Below are 21,495 nucleotides of genomic sequence, written 5' to 3'. Positions count from 1 at the left end.
GGGTTTGTTAATCAAAATCTGCAACAACTCAGGCGGGAATTGCGGCCCGATGTTGCGAAAACACAGTCCTCAGCAGCGCCTCAAGCCGCTCCGCGCCTGCCGCGTCGAAGGCGTCCGGCTGATCGCTGTCGATGTCGAGCACCGCGAAGACCCGGCCTTCGACGTCGCGTAGGGGGATCACCAGCTCGGATCGGGTCGAGGAGGAGCAGGCGATGTGGCCGGGGAACGCCTCGACATCGGGCACGAGCAGGGTTTCGCCGGTCCGCGCCGCCGCGCCGCAGACGCCGCGCTCGAACGGGATCGTCAGGCAGCCATGCCCCCCTTGGTAGGGCCCGATCTTGAGCAGCCCCGGCGCGGTCACGCGGTAGAAGCCGGTCCAGTCGAACCGGTCATCGGCGTGGTGCAGCTCGCAAGCGATCGTCGCCATCAGCGCGATCTCGTCGGTCTCGCCCTCGGTCAGGGCGAGCACGCGGCCACGCAGTTCGTCGAAATCGAGGGTCATAACTGATGCTCCGGGTCGAATACCTGCCCAATGGGACAGGTCGTGGACCCGCCGCAACCCCACAAACCCGTACGCTATCGCACGTTCAGTTCAGATCGACCTGCAGCGGGTAATGCCCATCCTCGAACGGGCCGAAGAGATCGTCGAGATCGGGGTGGTCGACCGGCTCGCCGGAATAGTCGGCCACGAGGTTCTGCTCGCTGACATAGGCGACGTAGTAGCTCTGCGCGTTCTCGGCGAGGAGATGGTAGAAGGGCTGCTGCTTGGCCGGGCGGCTGTCCTCGGGGATCGCCAGGTACCATTCCTCGGTATTGGAGAAGATCGCGTCGACATCGAAGATCACGCCGCGGAACGGGTGCTTGCGATGGCGGACCACCTGACCCAACGAATATTTTGCGCGCGACTTCAGCATGGCAGACCGTCCTTTCCACCAGTATTACCCGCAAAGCCCCTCACAGGTCCATGCGGGGTGGTCAAGTAGGGGAGAAACAGTCCGTGAACCTGATTTCGACAGTGCTGGAGATCACCGCGCCCGTCTTCGCCTTGGCGCTGATCGGCTTCGGCTGGGTTCGCCTTGGACTGGAATACGACGTGCGCTTCGTCAGCCGGATGGCGATGACGATCTCGGTGCCCTGCCTGATCTTCGTGGCCCTGATGAAGACCGAGATCGACCCTTCGGCGCTGGCGACGCTGTCGCTCGCCGCAGGGGCGAGCTACGTGGCGCTGGCGCTGGCCTTCGCGGCGCTGCTGGCGGTGCTCAGGCTCGACCAGCCGACCTATCTGGCCCCGCTGATCTTCGGCAATACCGGCAATGTCGGGTTGCCGCTGGCCTATTTCGCCTTCGGCGAGGAGGGGCTGGGCTACGCGGTGGTAGTCTTCGCGGTGATGGCGATCGGCTCCTTCACCTTCGGCATCCGCATCGTCGCCGGGCGCGGCGCCATGGGACGGGTGCTGCGCGAGCCGCTGGTCTGGGCCACGCTGCTGGGCGCGCTGTTCCTGTGGCGCGGCTGGCGCACCCCCGACGTGGTGACCAACACGCTGGAGCTCGTGGGCCAGATGGCGATTCCCCTGATGCTGATCACGCTCGGCGTCGCGGTGGCCCGGCTGCGCCCCGGCACGCTGGCGCGCACCACTGCGCTTTCGGCCGCCAAGATCGCGCTCTGCGCCATGGTGGCCGCGGTGCTGGGGCTGTGGTTCGGCCTGCCGCCCACCGCCTTCGCGGTGCTGGTGGTGCAGATCTCGACCCCGGTGGCGGTGACCTCCTACCTGCTGGCCGAGAAGTACGGCTCGGACGCGCAGGCGGTGGCGGGGCTGGTGGTCACCTCGACCCTGCTGTCGGTGATCACCTTGCCGCTCATCCTGGCAATCGTGATCGCCTGAACCGCTCTGGGCTGTTTCGCGTTGCCCCGCGTTGGGCTAGGCTCGAAAAAAAAGACAAACGCTTGCGAGGGGCATATGAGCAGACTCTTTCGCGCCATGATTGTGTTGGCCGTCTTGGCCGGTTGCGGGCAGCGCGACTTCGCCGCGCCCCGCGAGCTGGACGACGCCTGCAGCATCGTGCGCCAGCATCCCGACTATCTCCGCGCTTTCAAGGCGACCGAACGCAAATGGGGCGTGCCGGTCCCGGTGCAGATGGCGATCATCTACCAAGAGAGCAAGTTTGTCGGCAACGCGCGGACGCCGTTCCAGTGGAAGCTCGGGGTGATTCCCGTCGGCCGGCAATCCTCAGCCTATGGCTACAGCCAGGCGCTCGACGGCACCTGGGAGGAATACATGGAGCAGGAGGGCGGCTTCCGGCACAAGCGCGACCGGATCGAGCACGCGACCAACTTCATGGGCTGGTACATGAACGGCACCCAGCGCGAACTGGGCATCCCGCTCTACGACACCCGCAACCAGTATCTGGCCTATCACGACGGGCGCGCGGGCTACCGGCGCGGGACCTGGAAGTCCAAGGGCTGGCTGATCAACGTCTCGGACTCGCTGGCCCGCCGCACCCTGCTCTACGACAGCCAGCTCAGGGCCTGCGGCAAGCGCTGAACCACGGATACGGGCGGCCTTCGGGCCGCCCTTTCCTTGTACGTCAGGCGGATGCAGTCCCTTCGGGGAGCTGTGCGACTCGGATCTCGAAGCCTACCCTGCGGCACGGGCCGAATTGCGGCCCGATCATGGGAGATACTCGACATGTTTCGATTCCCAGATCACCCGTGGCGCAACGGGGGCATCGCCCTTGTCTTCGCCCTGACCGGCTCCATGGCCTTCGCCATGGACGACATGGCAAAATCGATGGCGCCGGATATGCTGGAGTGGGGCGCTGGACCGCCCACCCTGCCCGAGGGTGCCGAGCTCGCCGTGCTGAGCGGCAACCCGATGGAGGCCGGCCCCTTCGTGGTGCGGCTGCGCTTTCCGGACGGCTTTGCGGTACCACCGCACACCCACCCCACCGCAGAGCACGTGACGGTGATATCCGGCACCCTGCTCTTCGCCCATGGCGAGGACCCCGCCACGGCCGAGCCGCAGCAGGTCGCGGCCGGCGGCTTCATCATGATCCCCCCAGACCACCCGCACCGGGCGACGGCCGAGGGCGAGACCGTGATCCAGATCAATGGCGAGGGGCCGTTCGCGGTAACCTATCTCGACCCTGCCAACGATCCGCGCGGCCAGACCAACTGACCATAACGAAAAGGGCCGCCGGTCGGACGACCGGCGGCCCCGAGAGGGCTCAGGCGTGGCCCGTCACCACTTCGACATCTCGGAGCGGATGTTGAACTTCGAATCCGAAATGCTGGCGCCCGGCCGCAAATCGTTGAGCACCACAGTAGTCTTCTGCCCGGCATCGTCGGTGACGATCCACTGCCGCAGCTCGACCGGATCGGCGGTGAACACCATCTGGATCGAGCCGTATTCCGGATGCGCCGGGTCCTGGGCGGTCACGGTGGTCTTGGTGCCGTCCGAGGTATGGCCGGTCACCATCCCGGCGCGGCCGAGATCGACGTTGCGCTCGAGGATGATGTTGAGCGGCGTCTGGTTCAGCGGGTAGCGCTCGGGCCCGGTGTTGGAGCGGGCGTCGAACACCGCCACCTGACCACCGCCGGCGATCATCATCGAGCGGTCGCCCTGATACTCGAAGCGGATCCGGCCGGGCCGCTTGATGTACATCGTGCCGGTCTGGATCGAGCCGTCGCCGTTGATCTGGGTAAAGCCCGAGCTCGCCGACTGGAGCTGGTTGAGGTAGTTCGAGATCTCGCCCAGCGAAAGCTGCCGGGCGAAGGCCGGGCCGGCGGCCACCGCCAGCGAAGCGGCGGCGAGCGAGGCGAGGAAGCTGCGTCGGATCATGGTCATGTCTCGCGTGGTCCTTGATGTCCTGCGCCCGAAGGGGCGCCTTGGCACTCGATATAGGGCCGGTCTGCCGAATTGTCCGCCGATAGGCGATATCGGGCCGGCCGCCAGCGGATGACGAGGGCAAGAAAAAGCCCCCCACCCGGCGGGGCAGGGGGCTTAAGCTTCTGATTTCATTGCGAACGACACCCCCTCACGGGATGCTCGCGCCGATGTCAGTGGACCTCCGGCACCAGCACTTCGCGCTTGCCGACATGGTTCGCGGCCGAGACCACCCCCTGGTCCTCCATCTGCTCCACCAGTCGCGCGGCCTTGTTGTAGCCGATCGCCAGCTTGCGCTGGATGTAGGAGGTGGAGCACTTGCGGTCCTTGGCGACGATCTGCACCGCCTGGTCGTAAAGCGCGTCCTCGCCGTCGGAGCCCGAGGTCGAGGAACCGCCACCCGCGAGGCCGAGCACCGCGTCGATGTCCGAGCTCTTCTCCTCGTCGGGGCCCTCGACCACGCCGCCGACATAGTCGGGCGGACCGAAGCCCTTGAGGTAGGTCACGATCTCCTCGACCTCCTCGTCCGAGCAGAACGGCCCGTGGACGCGGGTGATCTTGGAGCCGCCGGCCATGTAGAGCATGTCGCCCATGCCCAGAAGCTGCTCGGCCCCCTGTTCGCCGAGGATCGTGCGGCTGTCGATCTTGGAGGTGACCGAGAAGGAGATCCGGGTCGGGAAGTTGGCCTTGATGGTGCCGGTGATGACGTCGACCGAGGGGCGCTGCGTCGCCATGATCAGGTGGATCCCGCTGGCCCGCGCCATCTGCGCGAGGCGCTGGATGCAGGCTTCGATCTCCTTGCCCGCGACCATCATCAGGTCGGCCATCTCGTCGACGATGACGACGATGTAGGGCAGCAGTTCGGGCTGGAACTCGTCGGTCTCGAAGATCGGGTCGCCGGTCTCCTCGTCGAAGCCGGTCTGGACGGTGCGCGAGAAGGTCTCGCCCTTGGACAGCGCTTCCTTCACCCGGCCGTTGTAGCCGTCGATGTTGCGGACGCCCATCTTCGACATCTTGCGGTAGCGCTCCTCCATCTCGCCCACCACCCATTTTAGGGCGACCACCGCCTTCTTGGGATCGGTGACGACGGGCGAGAGCAGGTGCGGGATGCCGTCATAGACGCTGAGTTCCAGCATCTTGGGGTCGATCATGATCAACCGGCATTCCTCGGGCGTCAGCTTGTAGAGCAGCGACAGGATCATCGTGTTGATCGCCACCGACTTGCCTGAACCGGTGGTCCCCGCGATCAGCAGGTGCGGCATCTTGGCGAGGTTGGCGATCACCGGCTCGCCGCCGATATCCTTGCCGAGCGCGAGCGGCAGCTTCATCTGCTGGTCGGAATAGTCGCGCGCGCCGAGGATCTCGCGCAGCGCGACCATCTCGCGCTTGGCGTTGGGCAGTTCGATGCCGATCACCGAGCGGCCCGGCACGGTCGAAACCCGCGCCGAGAGTGCCGACATGGAGCGCGCGATGTCGTCGGCGAGGCCGATCACCCGGCTCGCCTTCAGGCCCGGCGCGGGCTCCAGCTCGTACATGGTGACCACGGGGCCGGGACGGACCGAGACGATCTCGCCCTTGACGCCGTAATCCTCGAGCACGCCCTCGAGCATGCGCGCGTTCTCCTCGAGCTGCGCGTCCGGCAGATGGTGCCGCTCGATGGCGGAGGGGTCCATCAGCAGGTCGAGCGGCGGATACTCGTATTCGGGCCAGCTCGGCTGCGCAGCCACGGGCTGGCTCGGCGCCGGTTGCGGCGCGGCGCGCGCGATCGGCGCCGCCGGCCCGGCGGGCATGGCGGGCGCGGCCGGACGCGGTGCCGGGCGCGACTCGCCAGCCGGTGCCACCGGTTCACGACGCGCGGTGAGCGGCGCGGGCTGCGGGCGCGCGGGTGCGGCGACCTGCGGGGTCACGGGGGCGGGTTCGGGCTCGGCTTCGCCATGGACGCCATGAGCGTCCCAGTCGGCCGCGGTCTCATCCGCCCAATCCGCCGTCGCATCGGCGACGTGGTCGCTCTGGGTCTCATCAGCCCAACCGGCTACTTCGCCGGCGCTCCAGTCGGTGTCCGACTCCCGGGTCTCTACCTCGGGTGCGTCCCAGCTCCGCATCTCGCGCGGCGCCACTTCGGGGGCCTGCATCTGCGGTGCCTGGGCTTCCGGCGTGGCGGCGCCGAGCGCGGGCGCGTGGCTCTCCGCCTCGACCGCTCCCGCGCTGCGGACCAGCGGCGGCTCGACTCGCGGTGCAGCGGCGGGCGCGGCCCGCGTGCCAAGCGCCTGACCGGCGATCGCCTGTCCCGCGGCGGCGAGACCGGCCCCGGCGGCGGCAAGACCGGCCCCGGCGACCGCGCGCGGCGTCTTGTTGATCATCAGCGGCTTGGGACCGCGGCCACGGGTGAGCGACGGCTCGATCCGGCCGTTCTGGAAGGGCGGCATGGTGTCGGGGCCGGTGCGCGCGCGGATCGCGTCCGAAATGCGCGACCGGATGCGGTCATCGACCCCGTCCGGCTCGGCCGGTGCAGCGGCGGCGGCGGTGAGCGGCGGCTCGACCGGGCCGGTGGTCGCGTCGCGCGGCTCGCTGCGGCGCAGGAGCTGCGGCATCCGCGACAGCAGGCCGCCCGAGGGCTCCTCGGAACGCGTCGGTCGCGGCGGCGCGGCGAGCGTGCCCGGCGGTGCCGGCGGCAGCCTGCGCGCGGGCGCGGCTGGCGTGTCCTCGGCTACGGTCTCGGCCAACTCCGGCTCGGGCCAACCATAGGCGTCATCGGGCTCCGGCATCGGCGGCGGCGGCGGGACGGGTGCTGCGGCGCGCGGCATCACCCGCGTGACCGCGGGCGGCATGCGCCGCGACGGCGTCTCGATCAGCGCCTCGTCATCCTCTTCGGCGGTATAGGCGGCCTCGTCCGGCTCACTGGCCGCAGCCGCCGGGGCGGAAACGGAGGCCATGCGCCGGGCGGCATGGGCGCGGACCACGGCGGCGACGCGCTGTGTTTGGCTCGGCTCGGGCACGGCGCGGGCGGCGGCCTCTTCCTCGGCGGCGAGGGCGGCGTCGCGGCGCATCTGCTCGCGGCGCTGCTCGATCTCGTCGCCGATCCGTGCGCGCATCACCTCGGCGGCGCGCATCGATACCGCGGCGCCGCGGCCCATCAGCCGCAGGCCCAGCGCATAGGCCAGCACCAGCCCGAGAAGCAGCAACCGCCACAGCCCCTGCGTCTCGTCGCGGGTGAAGCCGGTGACGAAGGCACCGGCGGCCAGCGTGCCCGCCCCCAGTAGCAACGCCAGCAGGTTCACCCCAAAGCCCGCGCCGAAGGGCAGGATGGTGAGCAGGAGCCCCAGCACCGTGTCGCCGAACAGCCCGCCCAGCCCGAAATTATGGCTCCAGCCATCCGGCGGGGTCAGCGTGGCGGCAAAGACGGCGGCCAGCGCGACGACGATCGGCGCGAACATCAACCGCGACATCGCCCGGTCCTCGCCCCGGTGCAGCGTCAACCGCACGCCCCAGGTCAGGAACACCAGCGGCAGCATCCAGGCGCCGCGGCCGACGATCATCACGATCGGCTGCGCCACCGAGGCACCGAAGCGCCCCAGCCAGTTCTGCACCGGCGCGTCCGAGGCGAGCATCCAGTTCGGATCATCGGGGCTGTAGGAGCCGATCATCATCGCGACCATCAGCCCCAGAGCGATCAGCACAAGTCCGAGCAGCTCCTTGCCGCGCTTTTCCAGCGCTGCCTGGGTGTTGCTGTCGAAGAGCGGTTCGCGCCCCCGCGTCTGATACGCCATTTCGCCTCGTCCTCTCAGTCGTAGAGACAGCCGCGGAGTGTCGCCAACCCGCGCTGCATCTCATCCGCCGGGGCCACCATGGCGACCCTGACATATCCCTTGCCGGGATTTTCTCCGTTTACCTCGCGCCCGAGATAGGCGCCGGGCAGCACCCGCACCCCCGTCTCGCGCCACAGCTTGAGCGCCGCCGTCTCGCCATCCCCGACCGGAAGCCAGAGGAAGAACCCGGCCTCGGGGGCGGCATAGCCGGGCACGCCCCCCAGCACCGCGTCGGCGATGTCGTATTTCGCGGCGTAGAGCGCGCGGTTCTCGACCACGTGTTCCTCGTCCGACCACGCCTTCGCGGCCACCGCCTGCAGCGGCAGCGGCAGCGGCGCGCCGGCATAGTTTCGCAGCTGACGCATCCGGCGAATCGATTCGGGGCCGCCGGCGGCGAAGCCTGCGCGCAGGCCGGGCAGGTTCGAGCGCTTGGAAAGCGAGTTGAACACCACCAGCCGCTCGGGATCGGCGCCCATGGCCTCGGCCACGGCGAGCGCGCCGGGCGGCGGCGTCTCGCGCCAGATCTCGGAATAGCACTCGTCGGCGAAGACCCGGAAATCATGCCGCTCGGCCAGTTCCAGCAGCCGCTTGAGATAGGCTTCCGAGGCCACCGCGCCCTGCGGATTCGAGGGCGAGCAGAGATAGAAGATCGCCGTGCGGTCGAGCGTCTCGGGCGCGATTGCGTCGAGATCGGGCAGGAAGCCGGTTTCGCCCGTGGCGGGCAGGTAGCGCGGCTCCGCTCCGACCGACAGCGCGGCCACGGCATAGACCTGGTAGAAGGGGTTCGGCATCAGCACCAGGGGCCGCTGCCCGCCCTTCGCCTCGGGGCACAGCGCCATGGCGGCGTTGTAGAGACCCTCGCGGGTGCCGTTGAGCGCCAGAAGCCGGTCCTGCGGCACCGCGATGCCGTAGCGCCGGGCGATCCAGCCCGAGATCGCGCCGAGCAGCATCTCCGACCCCTCGTTGACCGGATACTTGCCGAATCCCTGCGCCGCGGCGGCGATGGTCGGCCCGACCCAGTCGGGATAGGGGTGCTGCGGTTCGCCGATCGTCATCGCCAGCGGCGCGCCGCCCGGCTTATGCGAATCGAGCAGCGCCCGCAGACGCGGGAACGCGTATTCCGGTAGGTCCGAGAACCGTTCGGGAAAATCCATCGCTGCCTCATGATCGGGGGTCATGGCCCTGCCCCTCTTGCCACGAAACTACCCGTGCGGGCAGGACGATGTCCAGCTTTCGCCCCCGCAGCGCCGCGCTTGTGGCTTTCAGGCCAAGGCCGCCTCGACCGCCGCCGCCAGCCGCCACAGCCGCGCGTCCTGACCGGCCGCGCCATTGAGCAGAAGCCCGCAGCCCGGATCGCCCGCCGGCAGCGCCGCCGAGCACAGCCCCATAAGGTTGGCCAGACGGGTGTTGCGCAGCGTCTTGAGATTGGTGTCGCGGAACGCCTCGGCATCCTCGAGCAGCGGCGCCACCTTTGGCGGGGTGATCGCCACGCCGGGGCAGATCACCGCGTCGAACCCGGCCGTGGCCGCGGCATAGTCGCGGCGCAGCGCGTGGAGCCGGTCCCAGCCGGCGATCCAGTCAGCGGCCGACACGCCCTGCCCGGCCCGCACGCGGTCGAGAATCGGCGGGTAGAGCGCGGCCGTGTCCGCCTCGATCCGCTCGCGCCACCACGCCCAGGCCTCGGCGGTGTAGAGCGCGCCCGCCAGCGCGTAGGCCTCCTCCAGCGCCGGGTGCGAGCGCCGCACGATCTCGGCCCCCGCCGCGTCGAGCCGCGACAGCGCTGCGTCGAAGCTGCGCGAGACCATCGGGTCGAGCTCCTGCATGACGATCGTGTCGATCACCAGAAGCCGCGCGCCGTCGAGCCGCGCCCCGCGCAGGTCGGCCGACGGCCCGCCCATCGCGGCGAGGGCGAGGTTGGCGTCCTCGACGCTGCGCGCGAGGGGGCCGACCGTATCGAATCGACCGCAGAGCGGCACCGCGCCCTCGAGCGGTAGCGCGCCATGGGTGGGTTTCAGCCCGACCAGCCCATTCCATACCGATGGCACCCGGACCGAGCCGCCGGTATCCGATCCGATGGCGAGCGGCGCGAGGCCATGCGCCACCGAGGCCGCCGCCCCCGATGACGAGCCGCCCGGCGCCGCATCGGCGTCGAACAGGTTGGGCGGCGTCGCGGTGCGCGGATTGATCCCGAGGCCCGAGAAGGCGATCTCGGTCATGTGGGTCTTGCCGAGGCAGACCGTCCCGGCGGCGGTGGCGCGGGCCAGCACCTCGGCGTCGCGCGCCGGCACCCGGCCGGCCATCAGCCGCGTGCCGGCCTCGGTGCCGCAGCCGGCGCTGTCGAACAGGTCCTTCCAGCTCAGCGGCACGCCATCGAGCTGGCCGAGCCTGCGCCCGCCCTGCGCCCGCTCGCGCGCCGCCTCGGCCTCGGCCATGGCGCGCTCGGGCGTGGTGCGCGCATAGATCCGCGCACTGTCGGGATGGGCCGTGATCGCATCGAGAAAGACCTGCGCCAGCGCCACCGGGTCGATCTCGCCCGCCGCGATGCCGCGTCCGAGCGCCGCCGCGCCCATGCTCCGCCATTCGTCCATGAGATCCCCCTACGCGCCGCTCGGGCGACACGCTAACGGCGCGCGGGCGCATGGACAATCCCGGCCCCGGCCCCATAGTCAGCGGCATGAAGCACGACAGCGACATCCTCATCGCGGGCGGCGGGCTGAACGGCCCGGTGCTGGCGCTCGCCCTCGCCCGCGCCGGGCTTTCGGTGACCCTCGTCGACGCCGCCGGCCCAACGAAGGGCGACGCCTTCGACGGCCGCGCCTACGCCATCGCCGCCGGGTCGCGGCGGATGCTGGCCCGGCTCGGCCTGTGGGGCCGCTTGGCGCCGGACGCCCAGGAGATGACCGAGATCAAGGTCACCGACGGCCGCGCCGGCGAGGGCCCGGCGCCGTGGTGGCTGCATTTCGATTCGGCCGAGATCGAAGACGGCCCGATGGGCCACATGGTCGAGGACCGGCACCTGCGGGCGGCGCTGGCCAAGGCGCTGGCGGAGGCCGAGGGCGTGACGCTGCGTGCGCCGGCCCGGGTCGTCGCGCAGACGGTCGAGCCGGGCGGCGTCGAGGTCACGCTCGATGCGGGCGAGAAGCTGCGCGCGGCGCTGCTGGTGGGTTGCGACGGCCGGGCGAGCGGTACCGCCGCGCGGGCCGGGATTCGGCGGCAGGAACGCGGCTACGACCAGAGCGCGATCACCTGCGCGGTGGCGCATGAGCTGCCGCATCGCGGCGTGGCACACCAGTTCTTCATGCCGGGCGGGCCGCTGGCGATCCTGCCGCTGCGCGAGAACCGCTGCTCGATCGTCTGGAGCGAGCGCAGCGCGCGGGCCGAGACACTGGCGGCGCTGGACGACGCAGATTTCCTCGACGCATTGCGCCCCGCTTTCGGCGATTTCCTCGGCGAGATCCGGCTCGAGGGCGGGCGCGGGCTTTTCCCGCTCGGTCTCAGCCTCGCGGAGCGGTTCACCGCCGCCCGGCTAGCGCTGGTCGGCGACGCGGCGCACGGTCTGCACCCGGTGGCCGGCCAGGGGCTGAATGCCGGGCTGCGCGACGTCGCGGCGCTGGCCCAGGTGCTGAGCGAGGCGCGGCGGCGCGGCGAGGATCCGGGCGCCGGCCCGGTGCTCGACCGTTACGCCCGCTGGCGGCGCTTCGACGTGGCGACGCTGGCGCTGACGACCGACCTGACCACGCGGCTATTCTCGAACGACCGCCCCGGCCTGCGGTTGGCGCGCGATCTCGGCCTCGGCGCGATCAACGCCGTGGCCCCGCTTCGGCGGGCGATGATCCGCGAGGCGGCGGGGCTGACCGGCGATCTGCCGGAGCTGATGCGCTGAGAATCAGTCGAGCTGGCGCGCCTCGTCGGCGAGCATCACCGGGATGCCGCCCCGGATCGGGTAGGCAAGCCCGGCGGCGCGGCTGACAAGTTCCTGCCTGTCGGCGTCGTAGCTCAGCGGTGCCTGCGTCTGCGGACAGACCAGCGCTTCGAGCATGCGCCGGTCGAAGGCGGCGCGCCCGGCCCGCGGATCGGGCTCGCGATCGGGAATGGGATCGAGCGGCGGCACCGGATCCGGCGGGGTATCGGGGGGCAGGTTCGGGTCGTCGCTCATTGCATCCTCTCTTCACCGGATCCGCCATGCAGGGCGAATTCGATCAACGTCACCAGCGTCTCGCGCCGCAAGGGCAGCGTCGGTGCCTCGAGCAGCGCCTGCCGCTCCTCGCTGTCGAAGGGGCAGAGCATCGAGAGCGAGTTGATCAGCAACTCGTCCTCGGCCTCGCGCAGGCTGTCCCAATCGGTCGACAGCCCCCGCTCGTCGAAGAACCGCCCCAGCAGCGGCAGGAACGCCTCGCGCTCCAGACCGGGATCGGTCTCGACCGCGCCGCGATCACGCTCGAAGCCGGTCCAGTTCACCTCGCAGCGGCGATAGGGGGTGAAGCCGTCCACCTCCCGCGTCACCCTGAACCGCGAGATCCCCGACAGGGTGACCATGTAGCGCCCGTCCTCGGTCTCGGAGAAGGCGGTCAACCGTCCCGCGCAGCCGATCGCGTGCAGCCGGGTCTCGCCGGAGGGGATGTCATAGGGCTGGATCATCCCGATCAGCCGCTCCGGCGTCTTCATCACGTCCTCGATCATCGCGAGATAGCGCGGCTCGAAGATGTGCAGCGGCAGCCGGGCACGCGGCAAGAGCAGCGCGCCCGGAAGGGGAAAGACCGGAATCGTCTCGGGAAGGTCCGCGGCTGTGATCATGCCCGGCGACCTAGCGTGCCCCCCGCCTCAGGCAAATATCATCGAGGACAGGCGGCGCCGACCGGCGAGCGCGATGGGATCCTTGGCGGGCAGCGCCTCGAAGATGGTGAAGAGCTGGGTCTTGGCCGCCCCGTCGTTCCATTCGCGGTCGCGGCGGAAGATCTCCAGAAGCTGATCCACCGCCTCGGCGGTCTCCCCCTTGGCATGCAGCGCGGTGGCGAGGTCGTAGCGCGCCTGCAGGTCGCCCGGCTCGGCTTCGACGCGGGCGCGCAGCTCGGCCACCGGGCCGGCATTGCTGGCCTGGCGCGCCAGCGCGATCTGGGCATGGGCGGCGTCGAGCTCGGGCGCATGGGCGATCTCGGCGGGCGCGCCGTTGAGGATCGCCTCGGCCTGGTCGATCTGGTCGAGCGCGAGATGCGCACGCACGAGGCCTGCATAGGCCGGCGCGTTCTTGTCGTCCTCCTGCAGGATCGCGCCGAACACCTCTGCCGCGCCCACCGCGTCGCCCTCATCGAGCATGGCATCGGCCGCCGCGATCGCCTCGGACAGCCCGCCATCCTCCTCGCCGCCACCCAGCGCCACGAGCTTGTTCACGAATTTCTCGATCTCGGAGCCGGGCAGCGCGCCTTGGAAGCCATCGACCGGCTGGCCCTGCCAGAAGGCGTAGACGGTCGGGATCGACTGCACCTGCAGCTGGCCCGCATAGGCCTGGTTGCGGTCGACGTCGATCTTGACCATCCGCACCTTGCCGCCTGCCTTGGTCACCGCCGCTTCGAGCGCCGGGCCGAGCGTCTTGCACGGCCCGCACCAGGGCGCCCAGAAGTCGACGATCACGGGCACCGTCTTCGATGTCTCGACCACGTCCTGCATGAAGGTGGCGTCGGAGCCCTCGCGGATCAGGTCGTCCTTGTTGGGGGCGGCGGGGGCGCTGTCGTTGAGACCGAGCATTGAAAAGCTCCTGCTTGCATGCGTTGCGGCCCGGACGGGCCTCGTGTTCCGATGAGACTATATGTGGGCAGGGCGCGGATGCGCCAAGCCCTCACAGGTCGAAGCTGGCGAAGACCGGGGCGTGATCCGAGGGTTTCTCCCAGCCGCGCGCCGATTTCAGCACCCGGCTGCCATGCGCCGCACCCGCGATGTCCGAGGTCGCCCAGACATGGTCGAGCCTGCGGCCGCGATCGGCCGCCTCCCAGTCCTTGGCGCGGTAGGACCACCACGAGTAGAGCGGCCCCTCGGGGATGTCCTGCCGGGTGACGTCGACCCAAGACCCGCTGTCCTGCACCTGCGCGAGGTGCTCGACCTCGACCGGCGTGTGGCTGACGACCTTGAGCAGCTGCTTGTGGCTCCAGACGTCGTCCTCGCGCGGGGCGATGTTGAGATCGCCCACGAGGATCGCGCGCTCGGGCCGGTTGGCGTGGAAGTCGTCGCGCATATGGGTGAGGTAGTCGAGCTTCTGGCCGAACTTCTCGTTGATCTCGCGGTCCGGCTCGTCGCCGCCTGCGGGGACGTAGAAATTGTGGATCGTCACGCCGTTTTCCAGCCGCCCGCAGATGTGCCGGGCATGGCCGAGGCTCGCATGGTCATGCGCGCAGACCTCCTCGATCGGCAGGCGCGACAGGATCGCCACGCCGTTATAGCCCTTCTGGCCGCGCGCGATCATGTGGTCGTAGCCCAGCGCCTTGAACGCCTCGAGCGGGATCTTCTCGACCGGGCTCTTGCATTCCTGCAGGCACAGCACGTCCGGGCCCTCCTCCTGCAGGAGGCGGCTCACCAGGGTCTCGCGCAGGCGGACCGAGTTGATGTTCCAGGTGGCGAGGGTGAAGGGCATGCGAGGTCTCCGGCTGTCGGGCCGGGCCTGCCTAGCGGCTCGGACGGCCGAGCGCCACCCGCCCCTCTCTCCCGGAGGTCAGGGCTCGATGGTGTAGCTGTCGGCCTTGCAGACATCGACCCGGCCCGGCACCACCGCCCCGTCGGCGAACATCATCAGCAGGTCGTAGAAGCACTCCGAGACGTTGCGGATGGTGACGTCGACGTTGCGGCCGGAGCCCAGCACGTAGTCACCGAGGAGATCGTCGCGCCAGAACTCGTCCGTCACCGGCGAGGCGAAGAACCGCACCAGATCGACCCCCGACCGGTTGCGCAGCCGCAGCGTCTCGGTCCCGGTCTCGGCCGCCACCGGCAGGGCCGGAAGCAGGATCGTCGTCATGGCGAGAATGGCGGCTTTCATGGTCGTCTCCTGTCCCGGTCACCTCCAGCCTACAGCCTTGATGTCCCGGACCCCAATGACTGAATGCCGAGCTTCACGCCGCCGCGACGCCGGACAAAGAAAAGCCGGGCCAATGGCCCGGCCAAGTCCAACAGGGAGGTATGTGGCTTAACCCAGCCACGGGGCTTCGGCAGGGTAACGCCGCGCCGAGGCCCCGGTTCCGCCGGTTCAGGCGACCAGCCGATATCCGCCCGATTCGGTCACCAGAAGCCGGGCGTTCGAGGGGTCGGGCTCGATCTTCTGGCGCAGCCGGTAGATGTGGGTTTCCAGCGTGTGCGTCGTCACCCCGGCATTGTAGCCCCAGACCTCGTGCAGCAGCACGTCGCGCGGCACCACCCCCTCGGAGGCGCGGTAGAGGAACTTGAGGATGTTGGTTTCCTTCTCGGTCAGCCGGATCTTGCGGTCATCCTCGGTGACCAGCAGCTTCTGCGCCGGGCGGAAGCTGTAGGGCCCGAGTTGGAACACCGCGTCCTCGGACTGCTCATGCGTCCGCAGCTGGGCCCTTATCCGGGCCAGCAGCACCGGGAACTTGAACGGCTTGGTGACGTAATCATTGGCACCCGCGTCGAGCCCCAGGATCGTGTCGCTGTCGCTGTCATGGCCGGTCAGCATCAGGATCGGGCATTTCACGCCCTGCTTGCGCATCACCCTACAGAGTTCGCGACCGTCGGTGTCGGGCAATCCGACATCGAGGATCACCAGATCGAACAGCCCCGCCTTGACCTGTGCCATGGCCTCCTGACCGTTGCCGGCCTCGAACACGTCGAAATCCTCGGTCATCACGAGCTGCTCGCTCAGCGCTTCGCGCAGGTCGTCCTCGTCATCCACCAACAGGATCTTTTTCACCTGTGCCATCGCCTCGTCTCCATGCCCGTTCAGCCAACATGTGTGTAACGAATACGTGTGGCTCAAGTTTCCTGCTGCTTTTGCTGCGGTTGTTTCACGCCGAGTTGTGGCCGGGCGGGGAAATGTTACATTCGCCTCCCGCGCCGGATGCTCCGGTCCCGCCAAGGATACGCCATGCCCTTCCGTCCCGATCCCGTCGAGCGCCGCGCCCGCGCGCTGGCCGATCTGCGGCTGGGGGTGCCGGTGGTGCTCGGACAGGGACAGGGCGCGCTGGTGCTGGCGGCCGAAACGGCGGGTCCGGAGCGGCTCGCGGAGCTGCGGGCGATGGGCGGCCAGCCGGTTCTGGCGATCACCGGGCGACGGGCCGAGACGCTGCGCGCGCGCGCTTATGACGGCGACGTCGCGCGGGTGGTGCTCCCCTCCGAGGTTGATTGCGGCTGGGTGCGGGCGGTGGCCGACCCGGCCGGCGATCTCGACCGGCCGATGAAAGGGCCGCTGGCGACGCTGCGCGAGGGGTCGGCCGAAACCCATCGCGCCGCCGTCGGGCTGGTCAAGGCGGCGCGGCTGCTGCCGGCGGCGCTGGTGCTGCCGCTCGACGACGCGGCGGGCTTCGCGGCCGCCCACGAGCTGACGCGGCTCGACCTGCCGCTGCCGCCCGCGATCACCCCGGCCTATGCGCCAGTCGCCGCCGCGCGGCTGCCGATGGAGGCGGCCGAGAAGGGCCGGTTGCACGTGTTCCGTCCCGGCGATGGCGGCGAGGAGCATTACGCGGTCGAGATCGGCAAGCCCGCCCGCGACGCGGCGCCGCTGGTGCGGCTGCACTCGGCCTGCTTCACCGGCGACGTGCTGGGCTCGCTCAAATGCGATTGCGGCCCGCAGCTGCATGCCGCGCTCGATCAGATGGGCGAGGCCGGTGAAGGGGTGCTGCTCTACCTCAACCAGGAGGGCCGCGGCATCGGCTTGGCCAACAAGATGCGGGCCTATTCGCTGCAGGACCAGGGCTTCGACACGGTCGAGGCGAACCACCGGCTGGGCTTCGAAGATGACGAGCGCGACTTCCGGATCGGCGCCGAGATCCTCAAGCGGCTCGGTTTCTCGCACATCCGCCTGCTGACCAACAATCCCAACAAGGTCGCCCGCATGAAGGAGGCCGGGATCGCGGTCGACGAGCGGGTGCCGCTCAAGGTCGGCCGTGGTTTGCACAACCACCATTACCTCGCCACCAAGGCGGCCAAGTCGGGACATCTGCTGTGATCCATTCTCCCGCCGATCTCGTCCTTACCCGCCGCGGGTTGCGGGTTCTGGGCCGCCATCTGCCCTGCTCGATCGGCCGGGGCGGCATCCGCACGAACAAGCGCGAGGGCGACGGCGCGACGCCGGTGGGAGAGCACCGGATCACCGGCATGTTCTACCGTCCCGACCGGCTGCCGGCGCCGCAGCCCTGGGCCGAGCCGATCCTGCCCGGCGATCTGTGGTCGGATGCCAGCGGCGAGGCGGCCTATAACAGCCATGTCCGCGCGCCCTACCCCGCCAGCCACGAAGTGCTACGCCGGGCCGATCCTCTCTACGACATCGTGTTGGTGACCGACTGGAACGAGAGGGGCGCGCCGGGCGCGGGCTCGGCCATCTTCCTGCACCAGCGCCGCCGGGCCGGTTTCCCGACCGAGGGCTGCGTGGCCTTTTCGCGCCCCGACCTGATCTGGCTCGCCCGCAACATCGCGCGCGGCGCGCGGCTGATCGTCAGGCGCTGATCCCCTTCACCATTCTCCAAATACGCATGGCGCAACATGTCGGCCGGCGCGACGCGACCCGCTAAAGACCCCTACGTATTTCTGACCCCGTGAAACGCCGCCTCGGCAGGTCAGCCGAGCGTGTCGGGCAGCGCCCTACCTCGGAGCGCCTCGGCCACCGGCAACGGCTTCTTGCCTTCGCGCTGGATCTCCAGCAGCTCGACCGCGCCGTCGCCGCAGGCCACGACGCCCTCGCCGATCACTGCGCCGGGTGCGCCTTCGCCCGGACCGGCGGCGGCGCGCAGGATCTTGAGCCGCTCGTCACCTGCCATGCACCACGCTCCGGGAAAGGGCGACAGCGCGTTGACCTGGCGCGCGACATGGGCCGCCGTGCGGGTCCAGTCGATCCGCGCCTCGGCCTTGTCGATCTTGGCGGCATAGGTGACGCCGTCCTCGGGCTGCGGCTCGGGCCGCAGATCCGCCAGCTCGCGCAGGGTGTCGACGATCATCCGCCCGCCCATCTTGGCGAGCCGATCATGCAGTTCGGCGGCGGTGTCGGTGGCGCCGATCGGCGTCGCCTCGTGCAGCAGGACGGGCCCGGTGTCGAGCCCTGCCTCCATCTGCATGATGCAGACGCCGGTCTCCGTGTCGCCTTCCATGATCGCCCGCTGGATCGGCGCGGCACCGCGCCAGCGCGGCAGCAGCGAGGCGTGGATGTTGAGGCAGCCCTGCCGGGGCGCGTCGAGGATCGGCTGCGGCAGGATGAGGCCATAGGCCACCACCACCGCCACGTCGGCCTCCAGCGCGGCGAAGTCGGCCTGCGCCTCGGCCCCCTTGAGCGAGACCGGGTGTCGCACCATGAGCCCCAGTTCCTCGGCGCGGGCCTGCACGGCGCTGGGCCGGGGCTTCTTGCCCCGCCCGGCGGGACGCGGCGGCTGGGTATAGACGCAGGCGATCTCGTGGCCCGCCCGCAGCAGCGCGTCGAGCGCATGGACCGAGAAATCCGGGGTGCCCATGAAGGTGACGCGCATCAGGAGAACTTTCTCGCCTTGGCGACCAGCCGGTCGCGCTTCAATCGGCTCAGCCGGTCGAAATACATCCGGCCTTCCAAGTGGTCGATCTGGTGCTGCAGCGAGGTCGCCCAGAGCCCGACGAAATCGCGCTCTTCGATCTCGCCCCCGGCATTGAGAAACCGGGCGGTCACGGCGCGGGGCCGCGAGATCACCGCCGAGACGCCGGGCAGGTTGGGCGAAGCTTCCTCGTGCTCGCGCAGCTGCACGCTCGCATGCAGGATCTCGGGGTTGGCCATGCGCACCGCCTGGCCGCGCCCCTCGGAGGCATCGACCACGGCGAGGCGCAGCGAGACGCCGATCTGCGGCGCGGCAAGGCCGACACCGGGCATCGCCTCCATGGCCTCGATCATCTCGTCCCAGATCGCGCGGATTTCGTCGGTGATCTCCGCGACCGGAGCGGCGGGCTTGCGCAGCGTGGCATGCGGCCAGCGCAGGAAGGGGCGGGTCATTCGGTCTCCTCCTCGTGGCGGTCGATGCACAATATGCCGTTCAGGTGGTCCAGCTCGTGCTGGATGCAGGTGGCCTCGACGCCGTCGAACGCGGCCTCGTGGCCGAGCCCGGTCAGATCCTGCCATTTCAGCCCGATCCGGGCCGGACGGCGGACGCGACAGGGTGTGTCGGGGATCGACAGGCACCCCTCCTCGCGCAGCACGGTCTCGTCCGAGGCATCAGTGATCTCGGGATTGACGAAGATCTTGGGCGCCGGGTCGCCCTCGCGCCAGTCGACATCGGTGACAAAGACCCTGAGCGGCAACCCGACCTGCGGCGCGGCGAGACCCCGCCCCGGCGCGTCATACATGGTCTCGATCATGTCGGCGGCGAGCCGCGACAGCGTCGCGTCGAACAGGGTCACCGGTTTCGCCTCGGCGCGCAGCACCGGCGCCGGATGCAGGACGATGTCGAGTACGGCCATCAGCCGCGTGCCCGCTCGCGCTTGAGCTTGACCATGCGGCGGGTGATCATCTGCCGCTTCATCGGCTTGAGGTAGTCGATGAAGAGCTTTCCATCGAGATGGTCGATCTCGTGCTGCACGCAGGTGGCCCAGAGCCCGTCGAACCGCTGGGAATGGGACTTCCCGTCGAGGCCCAGCCAGCGCACCTCGACCTCGGCCGGACGTTCGACATCGGCGAACTGCTCGGGGATCGACAGGCAGCCTTCCTCATAGACCGACCGCATCTCGGAGGCCCAGGTGACCTGCGGGTTGATCAGCACCATCGGCTGCGCGGTCTCCTCCTCCTTGGCGGCGTCCATGACCAGCAGGCGGCTGAGCCGGCCGATCTGCGGCGCGGCGAGGCCGATGCCTGGCGCGTCATACATGGTTTCGAGCATGTCGTCGGCGAGGCGACGGATCTCGTCGGTGATTTCGGGCACCGGCTCGGCCACGGTCTTGAGACGCGGGTCGGGGTGGATGAGGATGGGGCGCAATGTCATGGCGCCGATCTAGGGCCAAGCGGCGCGCATGGCAACATCGCGGCCCTTGCACGCCCGGCGCCGCCCGTGCAGCCTTCGCGCGACCGACAGGAGAACCCATGCGTCACGACCCCACCACCCCCGATTTCGACGAGATCATCGACCGGCGCGGCACCAACTGCTCCAAATGGGACCAGATGCAGGCGGTCTATGGCGTCAGTCCCGATGACGGCATCGCGATGTGGGTGGCGGACATGGACTTCCGGCCGCCCGCCTGCGTCCAGCGCGCGGTCGAGGAGATGGCGGCGCATGGCATCTACGGCTACGCCGCCTCGGATGCGGCGCAAAAGGAGGCGATCGGCTGGTGGATGGATCGCCGTCATGGCTGGCGGCCCGAGCCGGGCGACATCTTCACCACCCATGGCCTCGTCAACGCGACCGGCGTCTGCGTCGACGCCTTTACCGATCCGGGCGACGGGGTGGTGCTGTTCACCCCGGTCTACCACGCCTTCGCGCGGGTGATCCGCGCCGCCGGGCGGCAGGTGGTCGAATGCCCGCTGGCGCTGCAGGACGGGCGCTACCTGCCGGATTTCGAGGCCTGGGACGCGATGATGACTGGGCGCGAGAAGGTGATGATCCTGTGTTCGCCGCAGAATCCGGGCGGCCGGGTCTGGAGCCGGGCGGAGCTGGAGGGCTGGGCCGAGTTCGCGCGGCGCCACGATCTGATCCTCGTCTCCGACGAGATCCATTGCGACCTGACCATGCCCGGCGTCACCCATACCGCGATGACCCGGCTCGACGGCGTCGCGGACCGGCTGGTGATGCTCACCGCGACGACCAAAACCTTCAACATCGCCGGCGCCCATATCGGCAATGTCATCATCTCCGACCCGACCCTCAGGTCGCGCTTCGCCGCGCGGATGGGCGCGCTGGGCCTGTCGCCCAACAGCTTCGGCCTTGCCATGGCGACGGCGGCGATGTCGCCGGAGGGGGTCGAGTGGCTCGAGGCGCTGCGCAGCTATCTCGACGGCAACCGCCGCCTGTTCGAAGAGGGTGTGGCCGCGATCCCGGGCGTCCGGCCAATGCCGCTCGAGGCCACCTATCTCGAATGGGTGGATTTCTCGGGCACCGGCATGACCCGCGAGGAGGTGCTCGCCCGGATCGAGGGCGAGGCAAAGATCGCGGTGAACCATGGCACCAGCTTCGGGCTCGGCGGCGAAAGCTTCCAGCGGTTCAACATCGCCACGCCGCGCGCTCGGGTGGCCGAGGCCGTGTCGCGGCTGCAGGCCGCCTTCGCGGACCTTCAGTAGCGCCTCAGAGGCGGGGCAGCCGCAGCGCCGGCTCGGCTTCCTCGCGCTCGAAATCGACCGGGGGCTTCTCGGAGACGCGGCTGTGGCGCTTGAACTCGTAGACGCGCTCGCCCTCCTCGACCCGGCTGGTCATGACCAGACACTGGTAGAGATGACGCGGCCCGTCATAGAGATCGACGAAGCCGTGCAGGATCGGCGCGTCCTTGGCGGCCAGCGCGAAGCCGGTCTCCCACATGCGCAGAACCGGGTGAACCTCCTCGCCGTCATGCACGCATAGCCGGGCCGAGCGCCGCTGCGCGGCGCGGCGGGCCGCCTCCATGGCGTCCTGCAGGTCCTTGGTCAAAAAATCGGTCATCTCTTAATCCTCCACTGCTTCC

At 69.6% G+C, this 21,495-nt stretch carries 24 protein-coding genes; 7 read left to right on the top strand and 17 right to left on the bottom strand.

Annotated features, from left to right (window positions below):
* Positions 1-28: 28 nt before the first annotated feature.
* Both T8T21_RS12195 and hspQ read right to left on the bottom strand, forming a co-directional pair.
* On the bottom strand, positions 29-502 hold the full coding sequence (locus T8T21_RS12195; protein WP_322335792.1) for a GAF domain-containing protein: 474 nt from the start codon (positions 500-502) through the stop codon (positions 29-31).
* Between the two features lie 85 nt (positions 503-587).
* Entirely contained in the window at positions 588-914 is a 327-nt protein-coding gene (gene hspQ / locus T8T21_RS12190; RefSeq protein ID WP_183469945.1) for a heat shock protein HspQ, read from the bottom strand.
* Between the two features lie 83 nt (positions 915-997).
* Between hspQ and T8T21_RS12185 the strand changes: the two genes are divergently transcribed.
* The 3 genes from T8T21_RS12185 to T8T21_RS12175 all read left to right on the top strand — a co-directional run bounded on the left by T8T21_RS12185 (position 998) and on the right by T8T21_RS12175 (position 3,175).
* A complete protein-coding gene (locus T8T21_RS12185) occupies positions 998-1,882 on the top strand; it encodes an AEC family transporter (protein ID WP_183469948.1) in 885 nt (294 codons plus the stop codon).
* A gap of 75 nt (positions 1,883-1,957) precedes the next feature.
* Positions 1,958-2,542, top strand: coding sequence for a transglycosylase SLT domain-containing protein (locus T8T21_RS12180; protein WP_183469949.1), 585 nt, complete (start codon positions 1,958-1,960; stop codon positions 2,540-2,542).
* 144 nt (positions 2,543-2,686) lie between these two features.
* Entirely contained in the window at positions 2,687-3,175 is a 489-nt protein-coding gene (locus tag T8T21_RS12175; RefSeq protein WP_322335791.1) for a cupin domain-containing protein, read from the top strand.
* A gap of 63 nt (positions 3,176-3,238) precedes the next feature.
* Here T8T21_RS12175 and T8T21_RS12170 read toward each other — a convergent pair whose 3' ends face one another.
* The 4 genes from T8T21_RS12170 to T8T21_RS12155 form a co-directional block, all read right to left on the bottom strand.
* On the bottom strand, positions 3,239-3,844 hold the full coding sequence (locus tag T8T21_RS12170) for a LolA family protein (protein ID WP_183469953.1): 606 nt from the start codon (positions 3,842-3,844) through the stop codon (positions 3,239-3,241).
* 212 nt (positions 3,845-4,056) lie between these two features.
* The gene (locus T8T21_RS12165) at positions 4,057-7,650 is read right to left on the bottom strand and encodes a DNA translocase FtsK (protein ID WP_322335790.1); all 3,594 of its coding nucleotides are present in this window, start codon (positions 7,648-7,650) and stop codon (positions 4,057-4,059) included.
* Positions 7,651-7,664: 14 nt separating this feature from the next.
* The gene (locus T8T21_RS12160) at positions 7,665-8,843 is read right to left on the bottom strand and encodes an aminotransferase class I/II-fold pyridoxal phosphate-dependent enzyme (protein ID WP_322337490.1); all 1,179 of its coding nucleotides are present in this window, start codon (positions 8,841-8,843) and stop codon (positions 7,665-7,667) included.
* 108 nt (positions 8,844-8,951) lie between these two features.
* The gene (locus T8T21_RS12155) at positions 8,952-10,277 is read right to left on the bottom strand and encodes an amidase (protein ID WP_322335789.1); all 1,326 of its coding nucleotides are present in this window, start codon (positions 10,275-10,277) and stop codon (positions 8,952-8,954) included.
* Positions 10,278-10,363: 86 nt separating this feature from the next.
* Here T8T21_RS12155 and T8T21_RS12150 point away from each other — a divergent pair, with 86 nt between their 5' ends.
* On the top strand, positions 10,364-11,572 hold the full coding sequence (locus T8T21_RS12150) for a UbiH/UbiF/VisC/COQ6 family ubiquinone biosynthesis hydroxylase (protein WP_322335788.1): 1,209 nt from the start codon (positions 10,364-10,366) through the stop codon (positions 11,570-11,572).
* Between the two features lie 3 nt (positions 11,573-11,575).
* Here T8T21_RS12150 and T8T21_RS12145 read toward each other — a convergent pair whose 3' ends face one another.
* The 6 genes from T8T21_RS12145 to T8T21_RS12120 all read right to left on the bottom strand — a co-directional run bounded on the left by T8T21_RS12145 (position 11,576) and on the right by T8T21_RS12120 (position 15,604).
* Positions 11,576-11,728 carry a Trm112 family protein gene (locus T8T21_RS12145; protein WP_183470688.1) on the bottom strand — a complete coding sequence of 51 codons (153 nt, stop codon included), beginning with the start codon at positions 11,726-11,728 and terminating at the stop codon, positions 11,576-11,578.
* Between the two features lie 113 nt (positions 11,729-11,841).
* Positions 11,842-12,483 carry an LON peptidase substrate-binding domain-containing protein gene (locus T8T21_RS12140; protein ID WP_322335787.1) on the bottom strand — a complete coding sequence of 214 codons (642 nt, stop codon included), beginning with the start codon at positions 12,481-12,483 and terminating at the stop codon, positions 11,842-11,844.
* 27 nt (positions 12,484-12,510) lie between these two features.
* Positions 12,511-13,431 (bottom strand): co-chaperone YbbN, encoded by a 921-nt coding sequence (locus tag T8T21_RS12135; protein WP_322335786.1) that lies wholly within the window; start codon positions 13,429-13,431, stop codon positions 12,511-12,513.
* A 91-nt stretch (positions 13,432-13,522) separates the two neighbouring features.
* A complete protein-coding gene (locus tag T8T21_RS12130; RefSeq protein ID WP_322335785.1) occupies positions 13,523-14,311 on the bottom strand; it encodes an exodeoxyribonuclease III in 789 nt (262 codons plus the stop codon).
* Between the two features lie 78 nt (positions 14,312-14,389).
* Positions 14,390-14,710: a hypothetical protein gene (locus T8T21_RS12125; RefSeq protein WP_183469967.1), complete on the bottom strand. Its 321-nt coding sequence runs from the start codon at positions 14,708-14,710 to the stop codon at positions 14,390-14,392.
* Positions 14,711-14,917: 207 nt separating this feature from the next.
* A complete protein-coding gene (locus tag T8T21_RS12120) occupies positions 14,918-15,604 on the bottom strand; it encodes a response regulator transcription factor (protein WP_183469969.1) in 687 nt (228 codons plus the stop codon).
* 165 nt (positions 15,605-15,769) lie between these two features.
* On the opposite strand from T8T21_RS12120, the gene ribA reads away from it, so the two are divergent.
* Positions 15,770-16,849 (top strand): GTP cyclohydrolase II, encoded by a 1,080-nt coding sequence (ribA, locus tag T8T21_RS12115; protein WP_322335784.1) that lies wholly within the window; start codon positions 15,770-15,772, stop codon positions 16,847-16,849.
* Positions 16,846-17,346, top strand: coding sequence for a L,D-transpeptidase family protein (locus tag T8T21_RS12110; RefSeq protein ID WP_322335783.1), 501 nt, complete (start codon positions 16,846-16,848; stop codon positions 17,344-17,346). Before ribA ends, T8T21_RS12110 begins: the two co-directional genes overlap by 4 nt.
* 110 nt (positions 17,347-17,456) lie before the next feature.
* On the opposite strand, the gene fmt is transcribed toward T8T21_RS12110, so the two are convergent.
* The 4 genes from fmt to def (T8T21_RS12090) are packed head-to-tail and all read right to left on the bottom strand — an operon-like array spanning position 17,457 to position 19,829.
* Positions 17,457-18,356, bottom strand: a complete 900-nt coding sequence (gene fmt / locus T8T21_RS12105) for a methionyl-tRNA formyltransferase (protein WP_322335782.1) — start codon at positions 18,354-18,356, stop codon at positions 17,457-17,459.
* Positions 18,356-18,847, bottom strand: coding sequence for a peptide deformylase (def, locus tag T8T21_RS12100; protein ID WP_322335781.1), 492 nt, complete (start codon positions 18,845-18,847; stop codon positions 18,356-18,358). Before def (T8T21_RS12100) ends, fmt begins: the two co-directional genes overlap by 1 nt.
* Positions 18,844-19,311, bottom strand: a complete 468-nt coding sequence (def, locus tag T8T21_RS12095) for a peptide deformylase (protein ID WP_322335780.1) — start codon at positions 19,309-19,311, stop codon at positions 18,844-18,846. The genes def (T8T21_RS12100) and def (T8T21_RS12095) overlap by 4 nt, the downstream gene beginning before the upstream one ends.
* Positions 19,311-19,829: a peptide deformylase gene (def, locus tag T8T21_RS12090; protein ID WP_322335779.1), complete on the bottom strand. Its 519-nt coding sequence runs from the start codon at positions 19,827-19,829 to the stop codon at positions 19,311-19,313. Before def (T8T21_RS12090) ends, def (T8T21_RS12095) begins: the two co-directional genes overlap by 1 nt.
* A 98-nt stretch (positions 19,830-19,927) precedes the next feature.
* Between def (T8T21_RS12090) and T8T21_RS12085 the strand changes: the two genes are divergently transcribed.
* Complete coding sequence (locus T8T21_RS12085) at positions 19,928-21,118, top strand: MalY/PatB family protein (RefSeq protein ID WP_322335778.1); 1,191 nt, start codon at positions 19,928-19,930, stop codon at positions 21,116-21,118.
* A gap of 4 nt (positions 21,119-21,122) precedes the next feature.
* On the opposite strand, the gene T8T21_RS12080 is transcribed toward T8T21_RS12085, so the two are convergent.
* Positions 21,123-21,473 carry a hypothetical protein gene (locus tag T8T21_RS12080; protein ID WP_183469986.1) on the bottom strand — a complete coding sequence of 117 codons (351 nt, stop codon included), beginning with the start codon at positions 21,471-21,473 and terminating at the stop codon, positions 21,123-21,125.
* Positions 21,474-21,495: the final 22 nt, after the last annotated feature.

It is taken from the genome of Limimaricola variabilis (genome assembly GCF_034371605.1).
Taxonomy (GTDB): Bacteria; Pseudomonadota; Alphaproteobacteria; order Rhodobacterales; family Rhodobacteraceae; genus Limimaricola; species Limimaricola variabilis.
The sequence above is the reverse complement of the archived record's forward strand: the minus strand, read 5'-3'. Positions and strand labels throughout refer to the sequence as shown.

What these genes read in the sequence shown, in the direction of transcription:
- T8T21_RS12195 (WP_322335792.1), bottom strand. Translation starts at nt 502, where the DNA reads ATGACCCTCGATTTCGACGAACTGCGTGGCCGCGTGCTCGCCCTGACC.
- hspQ (WP_183469945.1), bottom strand. Translation starts at nt 914, where the DNA reads ATGCTGAAGTCGCGCGCAAAATATTCGTTGGGTCAGGTGGTCCGCCAT.
- T8T21_RS12180 (WP_183469949.1), top strand. Translation starts at nt 1,958, where the DNA reads ATGAGCAGACTCTTTCGCGCCATGATTGTGTTGGCCGTCTTGGCCGGT.
- T8T21_RS12175 (WP_322335791.1), top strand. Translation starts at nt 2,687, where the DNA reads ATGTTTCGATTCCCAGATCACCCGTGGCGCAACGGGGGCATCGCCCTT.
- T8T21_RS12170 (WP_183469953.1), bottom strand. Translation starts at nt 3,844, where the DNA reads ATGACCATGATCCGACGCAGCTTCCTCGCCTCGCTCGCCGCCGCTTCG.
- T8T21_RS12165 (WP_322335790.1), bottom strand. Translation starts at nt 7,650, where the DNA reads ATGGCGTATCAGACGCGGGGGCGCGAACCGCTCTTCGACAGCAACACC.
- T8T21_RS12160 (WP_322337490.1), bottom strand. Translation starts at nt 8,843, where the DNA reads ATGGATTTTCCCGAACGGTTCTCGGACCTACCGGAATACGCGTTCCCG.
- T8T21_RS12155 (WP_322335789.1), bottom strand. Translation starts at nt 10,277, where the DNA reads ATGGACGAATGGCGGAGCATGGGCGCGGCGGCGCTCGGACGCGGCATC.
- T8T21_RS12150 (WP_322335788.1), top strand. Translation starts at nt 10,364, where the DNA reads ATGAAGCACGACAGCGACATCCTCATCGCGGGCGGCGGGCTGAACGGC.
- T8T21_RS12145 (WP_183470688.1), bottom strand. Translation starts at nt 11,728, where the DNA reads ATGCTCGAAGCGCTGGTCTGTCCGCAGACGCAGGCACCGCTGAGCTAC.
- T8T21_RS12140 (WP_322335787.1), bottom strand. Translation starts at nt 12,483, where the DNA reads ATGATCACAGCCGCGGACCTTCCCGAGACGATTCCGGTCTTTCCCCTT.
- T8T21_RS12135 (WP_322335786.1), bottom strand. Translation starts at nt 13,431, where the DNA reads ATGCTCGGTCTCAACGACAGCGCCCCCGCCGCCCCCAACAAGGACGAC.
- T8T21_RS12130 (WP_322335785.1), bottom strand. Translation starts at nt 14,311, where the DNA reads ATGCCCTTCACCCTCGCCACCTGGAACATCAACTCGGTCCGCCTGCGC.
- T8T21_RS12125 (WP_183469967.1), bottom strand. Translation starts at nt 14,710, where the DNA reads ATGAAAGCCGCCATTCTCGCCATGACGACGATCCTGCTTCCGGCCCTG.
- T8T21_RS12120 (WP_183469969.1), bottom strand. Translation starts at nt 15,604, where the DNA reads ATGGCACAGGTGAAAAAGATCCTGTTGGTGGATGACGAGGACGACCTG.
- ribA (WP_322335784.1), top strand. Translation starts at nt 15,770, where the DNA reads ATGCCCTTCCGTCCCGATCCCGTCGAGCGCCGCGCCCGCGCGCTGGCC.
- fmt (WP_322335782.1), bottom strand. Translation starts at nt 18,356, where the DNA reads ATGCGCGTCACCTTCATGGGCACCCCGGATTTCTCGGTCCATGCGCTC.
- def (WP_322335781.1), bottom strand. Translation starts at nt 18,847, where the DNA reads ATGACCCGCCCCTTCCTGCGCTGGCCGCATGCCACGCTGCGCAAGCCC.
- def (WP_322335780.1), bottom strand. Translation starts at nt 19,311, where the DNA reads ATGGCCGTACTCGACATCGTCCTGCATCCGGCGCCGGTGCTGCGCGCC.
- def (WP_322335779.1), bottom strand. Translation starts at nt 19,829, where the DNA reads ATGACATTGCGCCCCATCCTCATCCACCCCGACCCGCGTCTCAAGACC.
- T8T21_RS12085 (WP_322335778.1), top strand. Translation starts at nt 19,928, where the DNA reads ATGCGTCACGACCCCACCACCCCCGATTTCGACGAGATCATCGACCGG.
- T8T21_RS12080 (WP_183469986.1), bottom strand. Translation starts at nt 21,473, where the DNA reads ATGACCGATTTTTTGACCAAGGACCTGCAGGACGCCATGGAGGCGGCC.